Below are 13,636 nucleotides of genomic sequence, written 5' to 3'. Positions count from 1 at the left end.
GAATCCAATGACCCTGGACCTGACGTTCACCGCCCGCGACATCGCCAACACCCGCTTCGCGATCTCCCCGCTCGGCGAGGTCGTCGCGAGCGTCCGCGTGGTGAAGGACCCGGCCGCCCACCCGCTGCTGCGCCCCTGGGCCGAGCAGGTGCGCCGCCGTCTTCGAGGCGTCGGCTGGCGCCTGCTGTCCGACCTCGTCCCGGTGCCGACCGTCGTCATCGCGGGCTTCACGTGTACGCCGCCGTCGACGTCCGTGCCGGATCTGAGCCTCGAACTCGCCACGATGCGGGGCGCGGCCGGACGGGTCCGCTCGGATCTGGACGCGGTACCCGGTCCCCGCACGAAGCGGGTGCAGGCGCTCTACGACGACCCGGAGCGAGGGCTGGAACGCCTGGCCGAGGAGGTGCGGGCTTACTGGGATGCCGCGATGGCGCCGTACTGGGCGCGGATCAGGGCGCTGCTCGAAGGCGAGATCCTGCACCGCGCCCGGTTGCTGGCCGAAGGGGGCGCCCAGCGCATGCTGGCCGACCTCGACGACGCCGTCACCTGGCGCGACGGCACTCTGAGCATCGCGCACCGCCACGTCTCGGGTGCCCGCTCGCTGCGCGGGCTCGGGCTGCTGCTGGTGCCGTGCGTGTTCGCCTCGCCGCGGGTCTTCTCGGTGACGACGCCGCCGTACCAGCCGACCGTTCGTTATCCGCCGCGCGGCATCGCGACGTTGTGGGAGCGCCGTGAGCTGGAGCCGCCCGAGGCGCTGGCGGCCGTGCTCGGCAGGACGCGCGCGCGGCTGCTGGCCGAGCTGGACCAGCCCGCCTCCACCCGCGACCTCGCCCAGCGCACGGGCCTGTCTGAGCCGGGCACGAACCAGCACCTCACCGCGCTGCGCCGGGCGGGCCTGTGCACGGCTCACCGCACGGGGCGTTATGTCCTGTACGCGCGTACGGCCACCGCCGAGGCACTCCTCGAACGAGGCGAGCACTACTTGGACGAGACGCCCACGCCCAGGTCGAACTCGCGGTAGACCCGCGCCCAGAACCCGTCGCGCAACCACACCCGCGCCTCGGGGTAGGGCCGCAGCGAGTGGCCGAGCTCCTTCTCCGCCTCGATGAGCAGCTCGGTGTCGATCACGGTCGGCAGGATCGGGCCCGGCAGCAGGTCGCGGATGTTGTCGCGGCCGCGGGTGAGGATCCACTTCTGGGCCACGTGCTCGCCGACGTCCTCGACGCGGGGCCGGCTCGGGCCGAGCTTGGCCACCTGGCCGGGCTTGGCGTGCGGCTTGACCGGGGCGCGCCCGGCGAACACCTGTGCGGGGGAGGGAGCGGCGGCGGCCGGCGGGGTGACCGGGACGGGCTGGGGAGCACGGCTGAAAAAGGGCCTCAGGAAATCAGCGGTGATCACTTCAACGGTGTCGGACTCCCACACCAGGCGCTCTGCCTGGTTGGTGCCGTAAGGCGGTTCGACCCCCCACAGATGGATGCGCACGCCGTAGGCCTGCGCCGCCTCGACCGCCGGAACCATGTCCTCATCGCCTGCCAGCAGGATCGTGTCGGTGACCGCATGATGTCGGGCCAGGGCCTCCAGATCGCTCCTGATCTGCGCGTCCACCCCCTTCTGCTGGCCGCGGGCGTTCAGGTTGCCAAGCCGCACCTTGACCCAGGGGAGCTGGGCGATGACCCGCTGGTCGACGGTGGGCACACGGTCACGGGCTGCGTCATACCAATAGATCCGCAGAAGTTCGCCAGAAATACGTTCCTCTGCATGTTTCTGTAGGCTCTGGATGAGCTCATCGGCGGCCACCCGATATTCCTTGCGCTCCTTCGCGCCGAGCAGCACCTCACCTGCCGCAGCGTACAGATAACCGACATCCACTAGGACGGCGTACTTGGCTGCCACAGGATGCGGCATGAGGTCTGGGATGGCCATGTCGTCCTCCAGGCCGCGGGTGTTAGTTGATCGGCTGACTATATACGCCTACTTTCTCTAGATAGTCCCAACTCCCGGGGAACTTGACACCCGATTCACAGGATCTATCTAGGGTAGAGCGCTCATCCGCCATGCCGACTTCCCTGGGACGACAGGCTTACGCATACCTCTGACGGGGTTTCGCCACGTTTGCCGTCGGCGGGCGGGAGGCGGCTGTGGTGCGGCGTGTCGGGCGGCGAGTACCGCCACCAACGCGGCGATCTCCTCGGGCGCGGCGTCGCCACGAACAATGCGCAGATGGCTCGTCATAGCGGGATGTTCCCATGCTTCTTGGGCGGCAGCGTCGCCCGCTTGTTCCGTAGCATCCGCAGCGCCCTGATGACCTGTGCCCGGGTCTCGGCCGGCCGGATCACCGCGTCCACGTAGCCGCGCTCCGCCGCGATGTACGGATTGGTCAGCGTGTCCTCGTATTCGGTGACGCGCTTGGCCCGCACGGCGTCGGGGTCGTCGGAGGCGGCCAGCTCGCGCCGGTAGAGGATGTTGACCGCGCCCTGCGCGCCCATGACCGCGATCTGGGCCGTGGGCCAGGCCAGGTTGACGTCGGCGCCCAGGTGCTTGGAGCCCATGACGTCGTACGCGCCGCCGTACGCCTTGCGCGTGATCACCGTGATCAGCGGCACGGTGGCCTCGGCGTAGGCGTAGAGGAGCTTGGCCCCGCGGCGGATGATTCCGTTCCATTCCTGATCGGCCCCGGGGAGGAAACCCGGCACATCAACAAAAGTCAGGATTGGAATATTAAAGGCATCACATGTTCGAATAAATCTTGCGGCCTTCTCGGAGGCGTCGATATCCAGGCACCCGGCGAAATGCATCGGCTGGTTGGCCACGACCCCCACGGGCTGGCCGTCGACGCGGCCGTAGCCGACCACGATGTTCTGGGCGAACAGCGCGTGGACCTCCAGGAACTCCCCGTCGTCCAGCACGTGCTCGATCACCCGGCGCATGTCGTACGGCTGGTTGGCCGAGTCGGGGATCAGCACGTCGAGCTCGTGGTCGGGCTCCAGGTCGGCGGCCGGCTCGAAGACCGGCGCCTCGTCCAGGTTGTTGGACGGCAGGTAGGACAGCAGCGCCTTGACGTAGTCGAGGGCGTCGTCCTCGTCGTCGGCCTGGTAGTGGGCCACCCCGGACTTGGTGTTGTGCGTGTGGGCCCCGCCGAGCTCCTCGAACGTGACCTCCTCGCCCGTCACCGTCTTGATCACGTCGGGTCCCGTGATGAACATCTGCGACGTCTGGTCCACCATGACGACGAAGTCGGTCAGCGCGGGCGAGTAGACGTGGCCGCCGGCCGCGGCGCCCATGATGAGCGAGATCTGCGGGATCACGCCGGAGGCGTGCACGTTACGCTTGAAGATCTCCGCGTAGAGCCCGAGCGCGACCACGCCCTCCTGGATGCGCGCGCCGCCGCCCTCGTTGATGCCGATGATCGGGCAGCCGGTCTTGATCGCCAGATCGAGCACTTTGACGATCTTCTCGCCGTACACCTCGCCAAGTGAGCCGCCGAAGACCGTCACGTCCTGCGAGAACACGCACACCTGCCGGCCGTCGACAGTGCCGTGGCCGGAAATGACGCCGTCGCCGTAAGGCCGCCGCTCCTCCAGCCCGAACATCGTGGACCGGTGCCGGGCGAACTCGTCGAACTCCACGAACGAGCCTTCGTCCAGCAGCGCCAGCACCCGCTCTCTGGCGGTCATCTTGCCCTTGGCGTGCTGCTTGGCCACCGCGGCCGCCGACCCCGCGTGGACGGCCTCGTCGAGCCGTCGCTCCAGGTCAGCGATTTTTCCAGCAGTGGTATGGATGTCCAGATTTTCCGGTAGGTCGTCAGCCGCTGCAGTCATGCGCGCAAATCTAGTCCGTCCGTCAGAGTGGATCCATGACGGATGCCGTTCGTACCCATGGCCTGGTCAAACGTTACGGGTCGCAGGTCGCCGTGGCAGGGGTCGATCTAGTGGTCCCCGCGGGGAGCTTCGCCGGTCTCGTCGGCCCCAACGGAGCCGGCAAGACGACCACGCTCAGCATGATCACCGCGCTGCTCCGTCCCGACGGCGGCCATGCCGAGGTCGACGGGCTCCACGTGTGGCGCGACTCCGTCGCCGTCAAGGCGCGCATCGGCGTGCTGCCCGAGGGGCTGCGGCTGTTCGAGCGGCTGTCAGGCCGCGAGCTGCTGCTCTACAACGGCAGGCTGCGCGGCATCCCCAAGGCCGACGTCGAGCAGCGCGCGGGCGAGCTGCTCGACGTGATGGACCTGACCGGCGCCGCCGACAAGCTCGTCGTCGACTACTCCACCGGCATGCGCAAGAAGATCGGCCTGGCCGCCGCGCTCCTGCACAACCCGTCGGTGCTCTTCCTCGACGAGCCTTTCGAGGGCGTCGACCCGGTCAGCGCCAACACCCTCACCGAGGTGCTCAGGCGCTTCACCGCGTCCGGCTCCACCGTCATCTTCTCCAGCCACGTGATGGACCTGGTCGAGCGGCTGTGCGACTGGGTGTCCGTGATGAGCGCCGGCCACATCGTGGCGCAGGGCCCGCTGGCCGAGGTGCGCGGCGGGCGCAGCCTCAACCAGGCCTTCCTCGACCTGGTCGGCGGCACGGCGCACGACCGCGAAGCGGGCCTGAGCTGGCTCGGCGCCCGGCCGGAGGACCCCAGATGAGCACCGTCGCGCTGTTCGCGCAGCTCAAGCTCCGGCTGCTGGCCGGAAACCTGCGCGGCGACACGCAGCGCAAGCTGGGCTTCGTCTTCACCGCGGCCATCGCCGCCGGCCTGGCCGCGCTCGGCTTCCTGCTGATGAGCCTGCTCAGACTGGCCCCCGGCGACATCTCCGCCTCGCTCCTGACGCTCGCCTTCGCGTCGGTCTTCTTCGGCTGGATGATCGTGCCGCTCCTCGCCTTCGGCCTCGACGACACGCTCGACCCCGCGAAGCTGTCGTTGTTCCCACTGCGCACAGGGCGGCTCGCGGTCGGCCTGTTCACCGCGTCGGTGACCGGCGTGTGGCCGCTCGCGACGCTCGTCGTGACCTGCGGCGCGCTGGTCGGCGCCGCGTCGGGCCCCGGCGGTGTCCTGCTCGGCGTGCCGGCCGTGCTGCAGCAGTTCGCGCTCTGCGTGGTGGTGTCCAGGCTGGTCACCACCTCGTTGTCCGGCGCGCTGCGCACCCGGCGCGGGCGCGACCTGCTGGCCGTGAGCGCGCTGGCCCTGGTGCTCCTCGCGCAGCTGCCCAACCTGCTGCTGAACCGTGGCTTCAGCGACCCCACGGCGCTGCTGCACCAGATGGCGGGCCTGCTCAGGTGGACCCCGCCCGGCCTGGCGGCGCACGCCATCGCCGACGGCGGCCTCACCGGGCTGGCCGAGCTCGCGTTGCTCGCCCTGCTCGTGGTGGCGCTCGCCTGGCTGTGGGTCAGAGTGCTGAGCCGGGCCCTCGTCATGCCCGACTCCTCCACCCAGGCGGCCTCCGTGCGCAGGGAGAGCGGCCTGGTCGACCGGGTCCTGCCCGACGGGCCGCTGGCGGCGGTGGTGACGAAGGAGCTGAAGTACATCAGGCGCGACCCGAGGTTCCGCGTGGGCTGGGCCAGCGCCGTCGTCGTCACCCTCATCCTGTCGTTCTCGCTGGGCGATCCCGATCGGGGCGGCGGCCAGTGGACGCCGATCGTGATCTCCTGCCTGGGCGCGCTCATGATCGCACTGCAGTCGTGCAACGCGTTCGGCATCGACGGGCGCTCGTTGTGGATGAACGCCGTGGCGTTCGGCTCCGAGCGTGATCTCGCCACCGACCTGGCCGGGCGGCACCTGGCGGGCGCGCTGGTCGCCGGGCCGCTGATCGCCGTGCTCGCCGTCGCCACCGGCTTGCTCACCGGGCACGCCGCGATGATCCTGCCGGCCGCGCTGGCCGGCTGGGGAGTGCTCGGCATCGGGTTCGGCGTCGGCTCGGTGACCAGCGTGATCCTGCCGTACACGGTGCCCGACCGGATGAACGCCTTCACCGGCGCCGCCCCAGGCCAGGGCGGGCAGGCGTTCGCCTCCGCCCTGGGCGCGTCGGCCGGCATGGCGCTGCTGATGGCGCCGTTCGTGGTGGCGCTGCTGTTCGGGCTTGTCTGGGCGTGCGCGGTGGCGCCGTTCTACGGTCTGCTGGCCGAGGTGCTCGGCAGGCGGCTGGGCGCCAAGCTCGGGTTCGCCCGGATGCCCGATCTGCTCGCGGCGGTGTCGAAACCCACCTGACCTGCCTGGACCCAGTGGTCTAGTCCATTTGATGAGACCGGTCTACGGTCGTTCGTGGCGACTCGCTACCCTTCGAAACATGATTGACCAGGGGCTCGAACATCGCAGCGCCGCCGTGACCGAGATGCCGGACGAGCTGCGCCACGATGTGCGGCTGCTCGGCAAGCTGCTCGGCCAGGTGCTGGCCGAACAGGGCGGCGAAGACCTGCTGGCCGACGTCGAACGGCTGCGCAAGGCGGTCATCGCCGCGCGCAGGGGCGAGATCTCGGCCGACGAGATCACCGCCATGATCGCGGGATGGGAGATCGAGCGGGCAGTCGAGGTGGCCCGGGCGTTCACCTGCTACTTCCACCTGGCCAACCTGGCCGAGGAGCACTACCGCATCCGCACGCTGCGCGAACGCGACGCCGAGGGCAGGGTGCAGCGCGAGTCGCTCGCCCAGGCCGTGCGCGAGCTGGGCCACGAGCGCGTCACCGAGCTGGTGGAGGGCCTCGAGCTGCACCCGGTGCTCACCGCGCACCCCACTGAGGCGCGCAGGCGTGCGGTCGTCACCGCGATCCAGCGGGTCAGCGGCCAGCTCACCGAGTACAACTCCCCTGGCCGCGGCGCCTCCGAGCGGGCGGAGAGCAAGCGGCGCATGCTGGAGGAGATCGACCTGCTGTGGCGCACGGCCCAGCTCCGCTCCACCAAGCTCGACCCGCTCGACGAGGTGCGCACCGCCATGGCCGCCTTCGACGAGACGCTGTTCCGTATGGTGCCGCAGGTCTACCGCGCCCTCGACGCGGCGCTCGGCGCGGCGGCCGACCCTGCCCGCGACGGAGGCACCGGCGCCCGCCCGCCCCGGGCCAGGCCGTTCATCCGCTACGGCAGCTGGATCGGCGGCGACCGCGACGGCAACCCCAACGTCACGGCCAGGGTCACCCGCGAGACCGTCCAGATCCAGTCCGAGCACGTGCTGACGGCCCTCGAGACCGCCTGCTCGCGCATCGGCCGCACGCTGACGGCCTCCGCGCAGTTCGCCCCCTGCTCGCCCGAGCTCAAGACGGCGCTGGCCACGGCCGTGGACGCCTACCCCGAGGTCGTCTCCGAGCTGGCCACCCGCTCGCCGCGCGAGCCGCACCGGCAGTGGCTGCTCTTCGTGGCCGCGCGCATCGCCGCCACCCACCGCCGCGACCTCGACCTGGCCTACCGCTCGCCCGACGAACTGCTGGCCGACCTGCGCCTGGCGCAGGAGTCGCTGGCTGCGAGCGCGCCGCGGCAGGCGTACGGCGAGTTGCAGCACCTCATCTGGCAGGTCCAGACGTTCGGCTTCCATCTGGCCGAGCTGGAGGTGCGCCAGCACTCCCAGGTGCACGCCGCCGCACTGGAGGAGCTGCGGGCGGGCGGCGAGCCGTCGGAGCGCACCGAGGAGGTCCTGGCCACGATCCGGGTGATCGCCTGGATCCAGGAGCGGTTCGGGGTCAGCGCCTGCTCCCGCTACGTGGTGTCCTTCACCCGCTCGGCCGACGACGTCGCGGCCGTCTACGAGCTGGCCGGGCACGCGCTCGGCGACCGCGCGCCCGTGCTCGACGTCGTGCCGCTGTTCGAGTCGGGCGAGGACCTCGCCAACTCGCCGCGCGTGCTCACCGGGATGCTCGACATCCCGCAGGTGCGGCAGCGCCTGGCCGACACCGGCCGGCGCATGGAGATCATGCTGGGCTACTCCGACTCGGCCAAGGAGCTCGGCCCCGCCGCGGCCACCCTGCGGCTCTACGAGGCGCAGGAGGAGCTGACCCGCTGGGCCGCCGAGCACGACGTGAAGCTGCGCATGTTCCACGGCCGCGGCGGCGCGCTCGGCCGCGGCGGCGGCCCGGCCAACCGCGCCGTGCTGGCCCAGGCCCCCGGCTCGGTGGCGGGCCGGTTCAAGGTCACCGAGCAGGGCGAGGTCATCTTCGCCCGCTACGGCCACATCGCGATCGCCCGCCGCCACCTGGAGCAGGTGGCCAACGCCGTGCTGCTGGCCTCCTCGCCGACGATTGGGTCGCGCACCGCGGCCGCCGCCGAACGGTTCCGCGGCCTGGCCGAGCAGGTCGCCACGGCGTCCGAGCGGGCCTACAGGTCGCTGACCGAGGCGGAGGGCTTCCCCGAGTGGTTCGGCCTGGTCAGCCCGCTCGAGGAGATCGGCACGCTGCGCCTCGGCTCGCGTCCGGCCCGCCGCGGCCTGGGCGCGCCGCGCTCGCTCGACGACCTGCGGGCGATCCCGTGGGTGTTCGCGTGGGCGCAGACCCGGGTCAACCTGCCCGGCTGGTACGGCCTCGGCACCGGCCTGGCGGCCGTCGGCGACATCGAGGAGCTGCGGGCGGCGTACACCGAGTGGCCGCTGTTCAACGCGATGCTCGACAACGCCGAAATGTCGCTGGCCAAGACCGACCGCTCGATCGCCAAGCGCTATCTGGCGCTGGGCGGCAGGGAGGACTTCGCCCGGCAGGTGCTGGAGGAGTACGACAGGACCCGCGAGCTGGTGCTCAGGGTCACGGAGCACAGGCGGCTGCTGGAGAACCGCAAGGTGCTCTCGCGGGCGGTCCAGCTTCGCGACCCGTACGTCGACGCGCTGTCGCACCTGCAACTGCGGGCCCTGCGCGCGCTGCGCACCGGCAACCCGTCGGAGCGGGAGCGCGACCGGCTGTCCACGCTCCTGCTCCTGTCGGTCAACGGCGTCGCGGCGGGGTTGCAGAACACCGGCTGAGCTGGCGGAGAGCGTCGAAGAAGGCCCGGATGTCGGAGGTGAGCACGTCCGGGGCGCTGCGCGCGGTGTAGTGGCCACGCGCCGGGGCGGGCAGCGTCTTCCAGGAGACGATGTTCGCGTGGTCGCGTTCGGCGAAACGGCGGATCGACAGGAAGTCGCCCTCGGCCATGGCCAGCGCCGTCGGCACGGTCGTGGGCTCCTTCGGCTGCTCCATGCGGGCGTTCTCCCAGTAGAGCCGCAGCGCGGAGCCCGCGGTGCCGGTGAACCAGTGGACGGCGGCGTTGGCCAGCACGAAGTCGTCGTCGAGGTCCTCGTCGAAGAGCTGGGCGAGCCAGCCCACGAGCCCGGCGGGGGAGTCGGCGAGGGCGTGCGCGAGCGTCTGCGGCTGTTGTGACTGCAGCACGTTGAAGGCGCCCTTCTCCTTCCAGAACCAGTCGAGCACGGCCAGCCCCGCCTGGTCGTCCTCGCTCAGGTCGGCGAACTCCGCGGGGTCGCCGGACGGGAACGAGAAGAGCTGCGTGACGTGCACGCCCACGACGTGCTCGGGGTCGATCCTGCCGACCTCGGGCGAGATCATCGACCCGGCGTCGTTGCCCGCGGCGCCGTAGCGCTCGTAGCCGAGCTCGGCCATGAGCGCGGCCCACGCCCTGGCGATGCGCTGGTTGTTCCAGCCCAGCTCGCGCGTCGGCCCCGAGAAGCCGTAGCCGGGCAGCGACGGGACGACCAGGTGGAAGTAGCGCGACAGCGGCTCGATGGCGTCGAGATATTCGACGACGGAGCCGGGCCAGCCGTGGGTGAGGATCAGCGGTAGGGCCTCGGGGTTGTCGGAGCGCACGTGGAAGAAGTGCACGTTCTGCCCGTCGATCTCGGTGGTGAACTGCGGGTACGCGTTGAGCCTGGCCTCCAGGGCCCGCCAGTCGAACCCGTCGCGCCAGCGGCCGACCAGGCGCTTGACCCGCTCGACGCTCACTCCCTGGCCGGCGCCGTCGATCTCGTCGGTGAAGCGGGTCAGGGCGAGGCGGGCCCGCAGGTCGTCGAGGTCGGCCTGCGGGACGGCGATGCGGAAGGGGGTGATGCTCATGACGATCCTCTCGGGAACGGTTCGTTCTGTTCCGATAATAGCAGAACGGAATGCTTCATTCCAATAGGTCTCCCGCCGTCAGCGAACCCACCGCCATCGGCCAAGATGGGGAGATGGCCAACTCGCGCTACTCCGACCTCGACCGCCCGCCACTGAACGCGGCGGCGCTCAACCGCGCGCTGGTCCGCCCAGGCTCGTTGTGGACGGGCGTCACGGTCGTCGAGAGCACCGGCTCGACCAACGCCGACCTGGCCGGCGCCGCCAAGGAGGGGGCGCGGGAGGGGTCCGTGCTGGTGGCGGAGGCGCAGGCCGCGGGCCGCGGGCGGCTGGGCCGCTCCTGGTCGGCTCCGCCCCGCTCGGGCCTGACGTTCTCGATCCTGCTCCGGCCGCACGTCCCCCTCGCCTCCCAGGGCTGGCTGACCCTCTTGTACGGCGTCGCCGCCGCATCGGCGGTGCGCCGCCTGGCCGAGGTCGACGTGCGCCTGAAGTGGCCCAACGACCTGCTGGTCGGCGAGCGCAAGCTGGCCGGCGTGCTCGCCGAGCGCGCCGACGACGCCGTCGTCATCGGCATGGGGCTGAACGTGTCGCTCAAACCCGACGAACTGCCCGTCGAGACCGCCACGTCGCTGGGCATCGAGCAGGCGGCCTGCCTCGACCGCGATCCGCTGCTGCGGGCCGTGCTGCGCGAGGTCGAGAGCCACTACCACGACTGGGTCGACGCCAAGGGCGACGCGGAGGCGTCCGGGCTGCGCTCGGCCTACCTCGCGACCAGCGCCACGGTCGGGAGGCAGGTCAGGGTGGAGCTGCCGGGCGATCAGGCGCTGACCGGCCGGGCGTCCGGCATCGACCAGTGGGGGCACCTCCAGGTGGAGTCCGGCGGCGAGCACTACACGCTGAGCGCGGGCGACGTCGTCCACGTGCGCATGGCCTGAGATGCGGAGGGTGCGCGCCGCACCACCGCGATAGCCGCCGGGGCCGCGATGATGGCACCATTCTTCGCATGACCCTTCCCGACCATCATCTGACGCAGGGTGAGCGGCGCGTCAGGTCCTTCCACCCGCACTGGAAGCGGCTCGTCGGCCCCTTCGTCGCGCTGGTGCTCATCGCGGCGGCCGCCGGCGCGGCTCTCTACTTCATCCCGGCCGACTGGGAGTTCGCCTTCCACGCCAGGATCGCCACCGGCGTCATCGGCCTCATCCTGCTGACGATCTGGTCGTTCGTCCCCTACCTGCAGTGGAAGAACACCGGCTACGTGCTCACCACCCACCGCTTCACGATCAGCACCGGCGTGCTCAACAAGTCGACCGACGAGATCCCGATCGCCAAGGTCAACACGGTCAGCTCCGACCAGACGTTCCCCGAGCGGCTGCTCGGCTGCGGCACGCTGACGGTCGAGTCCGCCTCCGACAGGGGCGAGATCGTGCTGCGCGACATCCCGAGGATCCAGGACGTCCGCACCGAGCTGTTCCGGCTCGTCGAGGACGCCTCCGACGGGACGATCGACGGCCGCTGACGCCCGCTCCCGCGAGCGGGAGGATCGTTCCGGCCGGACGGCCCGGCGTGGTGCGGCCCTATGTCTTGCGGAGATCATCCTCCTGACACAAGATGGCTGGCATGCCGTACGAAGTGCAGGGCGTGATCGCCAGGGGCAAGGGTCAGGAAGTTTCGCTCGAGACGGTCGTGGTCCCCGATCCGGGGCCGGGCGAGGCGGTCGTCAACGTGCAGGCCTGCGGGGTCTGCCATACCGACCTGCACTATCGGGAGGGCGGGATCGGCGACGACTTCCCCTACCTGCTCGGCCATGAGGCGGCGGGCACCGTCGAGGCGGTGGGCGAGGGGGTCACGGGGCTGGAGCCGGGCGACTTCGTCATCCTCAACTGGCGGGCCGTGTGCGGCCAGTGCCGGGCCTGCCTGCGCGGCCGGCCGTGGTACTGCTTCAACACTCACAACGCCCGCCAGAAGATGACGCTCGCCGACGGCACGGAGTTGTCGCCCGCGCTGGGCATCGGCGCGTTCCAGGCCAGGACGCTCGTCGCCGCCGGCCAGTGCACCAAGGTCTCCGCCGAGGCGCCGGCCCAGGTGGCGGGGCTGCTCGGCTGCGGTGTCATGGCCGGCATCGGCGCGGCGATCAACACCGGCGGGGTGACGCGCGGCGACAGCGTGGCGGTCATCGGCTGCGGCGGCGTCGGCGACGCGGCCGTGCTGGGCTCGTCGCTGGCCGGCGCCGCGAAGATCATCGCGGTCGACGTGGACGACCGCAAACTCGAGTGGGCCCGCGGCTTCGGCGCCACCCACACGGTCAACTCCCGCGACAACGACCCGGTCGAGGCCATCCGCGACCTCACCGGCGGCTTCGGCGCCGACGTGGTCATCGAGGCGGTGGGGCGGCCCGAGACGTATGAACAGGCGTTCTATGCCCGTGACCTGGCCGGCACGGTCGTGCTGGTCGGCGTGCCGACCCCCGAGATGCGGCTGCAGCTGCCGCTGCTCGACGTGTTCGGGCGCGGCGGCTCGCTCAAGTCCTCCTGGTACGGCGACTGCCTGCCCTCGCGCGACTTCCCCATGCTGATCGACCTGTTCCTGCAGAACCGCCTGCCGCTCGACCGGTTCGTCACGGAGACGATCCAGCTCGGCCAGGTCGAGGAGGCGTTCGGCAAGATGCACCGCGGCGAGGTGCTGCGCTCGGTGGTGGTCCTCTGATGATCGACCGGGTCGTCACCTCGGGCACGTTCTCGCTGGACGGCGGCACGTGGGAGGTCGACAACAACGTCTGGTTGGTGGGCGACGCCCGCGAGGTGGTCGTCATCGACGCCGCCCACGACGCCACGCCCATCGCCGAGCGGGTGGGCGGGCGCGCGGTCAGGGCCATCGTCTGCACCCACGCCCACAACGACCACATCAACGCGGCAGGGCCTCTCGCCGGCCTGACGGGGGCGCCGATCCGGCTGCACCCCGCCGACCAGGTGTTGTGGGAGCAGCAGTACGCCGACTCGCTGTCGTACGAACCGCTGGCCGACGGCGAGAAGATCGCGGTCGGCGGCATCACGCTGCAGATCCTGCACACGCCCGGTCACGCGCCGGGAGCGGTCTGCGTGTACGCGCCCGAGCTGGGCGCGCTGTTCAGCGGCGACACGCTGTTCAAGGGCGGGCCCGGGGCGACCGGGCGTTCCTACAGCTCGTTCGACACGATCATCGACTCGATCAGGGAGCGCCTGCTGGCGCTGCCCGCGGAGACCGTCGTGCACACCGGGCACGGCGACTCGACCTCCATCGGCGCGGAGGCGCCGCACCTTGAGGAGTGGATCGCCCGGGGTCACTGAGAGGAGTGGCTCGCACGCGTACGGGTACATCACTGTGGCGTACCTAACATAGGCAAGCCTTACCAAAGTGGGCTACCTTAGGTGTGCCTTACCTAATGGTGTTCCCCCTCTGACTCGAGAGGTTTGTCCCCGGATGTACGTGTGCGTGTGCCGTGCGGTGACCGAGAACGAGGTGCACGACTGCATTGCCGCCGGGGCTACCAGCGCGAAGCAGATCCGTGACACCACCGGGGCTGGTGGTGACTGTGCCCGATGTGTGCGGAAAATCTGTGCGATCCTGAAACGGTCTGAAGAACTGACGACCGCGTAGCCGGATAGCAG

General features: G+C 70.7%; 13 protein-coding genes. 9 read left to right on the top strand and 4 right to left on the bottom strand.

Translation table 11 applies throughout. The annotated features are described in order from the left end of the window. The first annotated feature begins 7 nt into the window (after positions 1-7). Positions 8-1,021, top strand: coding sequence for a DUF5937 family protein (locus tag ACTWPV_RS20130; RefSeq protein ID WP_443152963.1), 1,014 nt, complete (start codon positions 8-10; stop codon positions 1,019-1,021). Here ACTWPV_RS20130 and ACTWPV_RS20125 read toward each other — a convergent pair. From ACTWPV_RS20125 to ACTWPV_RS20115, 3 genes are all read right to left on the bottom strand, one after another. Beyond that, a complete protein-coding gene (locus ACTWPV_RS20125) occupies positions 979-1,923 on the bottom strand; it encodes an NYN domain-containing protein (protein WP_132591039.1) in 945 nt (314 codons plus the stop codon). The two genes, ACTWPV_RS20130 and ACTWPV_RS20125, sit on opposite strands and share 43 nt — an antisense overlap. A 108-nt stretch (positions 1,924-2,031) precedes the next feature. Then, complete coding sequence (locus tag ACTWPV_RS20120) at positions 2,032-2,232, bottom strand: acyl-CoA carboxylase subunit epsilon (RefSeq protein ID WP_347646727.1); 201 nt, start codon at positions 2,230-2,232, stop codon at positions 2,032-2,034. Further along, entirely contained in the window at positions 2,229-3,818 is a 1,590-nt protein-coding gene (locus ACTWPV_RS20115; protein WP_443152962.1) for an acyl-CoA carboxylase subunit beta, read from the bottom strand. Before ACTWPV_RS20115 ends, ACTWPV_RS20120 begins: the two co-directional genes overlap by 4 nt. A gap of 35 nt (positions 3,819-3,853) precedes the next feature. Between ACTWPV_RS20115 and ACTWPV_RS20110 the strand changes: the two genes are divergently transcribed. From ACTWPV_RS20110 to ACTWPV_RS20100, 3 genes are all read left to right on the top strand, one after another. Further along, the gene (locus tag ACTWPV_RS20110; RefSeq protein ID WP_443152961.1) at positions 3,854-4,630 is read left to right on the top strand and encodes an ABC transporter ATP-binding protein; all 777 of its coding nucleotides are present in this window, start codon (positions 3,854-3,856) and stop codon (positions 4,628-4,630) included. Then, positions 4,627-6,189 (top strand): hypothetical protein, encoded by a 1,563-nt coding sequence (locus ACTWPV_RS20105; RefSeq protein WP_443152960.1) that lies wholly within the window; start codon positions 4,627-4,629, stop codon positions 6,187-6,189. Before ACTWPV_RS20110 ends, ACTWPV_RS20105 begins: the two co-directional genes overlap by 4 nt. 79 nt (positions 6,190-6,268) lie before the next feature. Further along, a complete protein-coding gene (locus ACTWPV_RS20100) occupies positions 6,269-8,914 on the top strand; it encodes a phosphoenolpyruvate carboxylase (RefSeq protein ID WP_443152959.1) in 2,646 nt (881 codons plus the stop codon). Here ACTWPV_RS20100 and ACTWPV_RS20095 read toward each other — a convergent pair. Further along, a complete protein-coding gene (locus tag ACTWPV_RS20095; protein WP_443152958.1) occupies positions 8,877-9,995 on the bottom strand; it encodes an epoxide hydrolase family protein in 1,119 nt (372 codons plus the stop codon). The genes ACTWPV_RS20100 and ACTWPV_RS20095 overlap by 38 nt on opposite strands. Before the next feature lie 113 nt (positions 9,996-10,108). Here ACTWPV_RS20095 and ACTWPV_RS20090 point away from each other — a divergent pair, with 113 nt between their 5' ends. The 5 genes from ACTWPV_RS20090 (at position 10,109) to ACTWPV_RS20070 (ending at position 13,625) form a co-directional block, all read left to right on the top strand. Next, positions 10,109-10,927: a biotin--[acetyl-CoA-carboxylase] ligase gene (locus ACTWPV_RS20090; protein ID WP_347643152.1), complete on the top strand. Its 819-nt coding sequence runs from the start codon at positions 10,109-10,111 to the stop codon at positions 10,925-10,927. 68 nt (positions 10,928-10,995) lie between these two features. Then, a complete protein-coding gene (locus ACTWPV_RS20085; RefSeq protein ID WP_347643153.1) occupies positions 10,996-11,508 on the top strand; it encodes a PH domain-containing protein in 513 nt (170 codons plus the stop codon). A gap of 101 nt (positions 11,509-11,609) precedes the next feature. After that, positions 11,610-12,695, top strand: a complete 1,086-nt coding sequence (locus ACTWPV_RS20080) for an S-(hydroxymethyl)mycothiol dehydrogenase (protein ID WP_347643154.1) — start codon at positions 11,610-11,612, stop codon at positions 12,693-12,695. Continuing rightward, entirely contained in the window at positions 12,695-13,315 is a 621-nt protein-coding gene (locus ACTWPV_RS20075; RefSeq protein WP_443152957.1) for an MBL fold metallo-hydrolase, read from the top strand. The genes ACTWPV_RS20080 and ACTWPV_RS20075 overlap by 1 nt, the downstream gene beginning before the upstream one ends. A gap of 133 nt (positions 13,316-13,448) precedes the next feature. Beyond that, positions 13,449-13,625, top strand: a complete 177-nt coding sequence (locus tag ACTWPV_RS20070) for a (2Fe-2S)-binding protein (RefSeq protein ID WP_132618226.1) — start codon at positions 13,449-13,451, stop codon at positions 13,623-13,625. The last annotated feature ends 11 nt before the right edge of the window (positions 13,626-13,636 follow it).

The sequence above is a fragment of the Nonomuraea sp. KM88 genome (assembly GCF_052245635.1).
Taxonomy (GTDB): Bacteria; Actinomycetota; Actinomycetes; order Streptosporangiales; family Streptosporangiaceae; genus Nonomuraea.
Note: the sequence above shows the minus strand (reverse complement) of the source record. Positions and strands in the feature narration are given on the sequence as shown.

Coding starts and splice junctions, on each gene's coding strand:
- ACTWPV_RS20085 (WP_347643153.1), top strand. CDS start 10,996: ATGACCCTTCCCGACCATCATCTGACGCAGGGTGAGCGGCGCGTCAGG.
- ACTWPV_RS20100 (WP_443152959.1), top strand. CDS start 6,269: ATGATTGACCAGGGGCTCGAACATCGCAGCGCCGCCGTGACCGAGATG.
- ACTWPV_RS20125 (WP_132591039.1), bottom strand. CDS start 1,923: ATGGCCATCCCAGACCTCATGCCGCATCCTGTGGCAGCCAAGTACGCC.
- ACTWPV_RS20130 (WP_443152963.1), top strand. CDS start 8: ATGACCCTGGACCTGACGTTCACCGCCCGCGACATCGCCAACACCCGC.
- ACTWPV_RS20075 (WP_443152957.1), top strand. CDS start 12,695: ATGATCGACCGGGTCGTCACCTCGGGCACGTTCTCGCTGGACGGCGGC.
- ACTWPV_RS20110 (WP_443152961.1), top strand. CDS start 3,854: ATGACGGATGCCGTTCGTACCCATGGCCTGGTCAAACGTTACGGGTCG.
- ACTWPV_RS20105 (WP_443152960.1), top strand. CDS start 4,627: ATGAGCACCGTCGCGCTGTTCGCGCAGCTCAAGCTCCGGCTGCTGGCC.
- ACTWPV_RS20070 (WP_132618226.1), top strand. CDS start 13,449: ATGTACGTGTGCGTGTGCCGTGCGGTGACCGAGAACGAGGTGCACGAC.
- ACTWPV_RS20090 (WP_347643152.1), top strand. CDS start 10,109: ATGGCCAACTCGCGCTACTCCGACCTCGACCGCCCGCCACTGAACGCG.
- ACTWPV_RS20115 (WP_443152962.1), bottom strand. CDS start 3,818: ATGACTGCAGCGGCTGACGACCTACCGGAAAATCTGGACATCCATACC.
- ACTWPV_RS20080 (WP_347643154.1), top strand. CDS start 11,610: ATGCCGTACGAAGTGCAGGGCGTGATCGCCAGGGGCAAGGGTCAGGAA.
- ACTWPV_RS20120 (WP_347646727.1), bottom strand. CDS start 2,232: ATGACGAGCCATCTGCGCATTGTTCGTGGCGACGCCGCGCCCGAGGAG.
- ACTWPV_RS20095 (WP_443152958.1), bottom strand. CDS start 9,995: ATGAGCATCACCCCCTTCCGCATCGCCGTCCCGCAGGCCGACCTCGAC.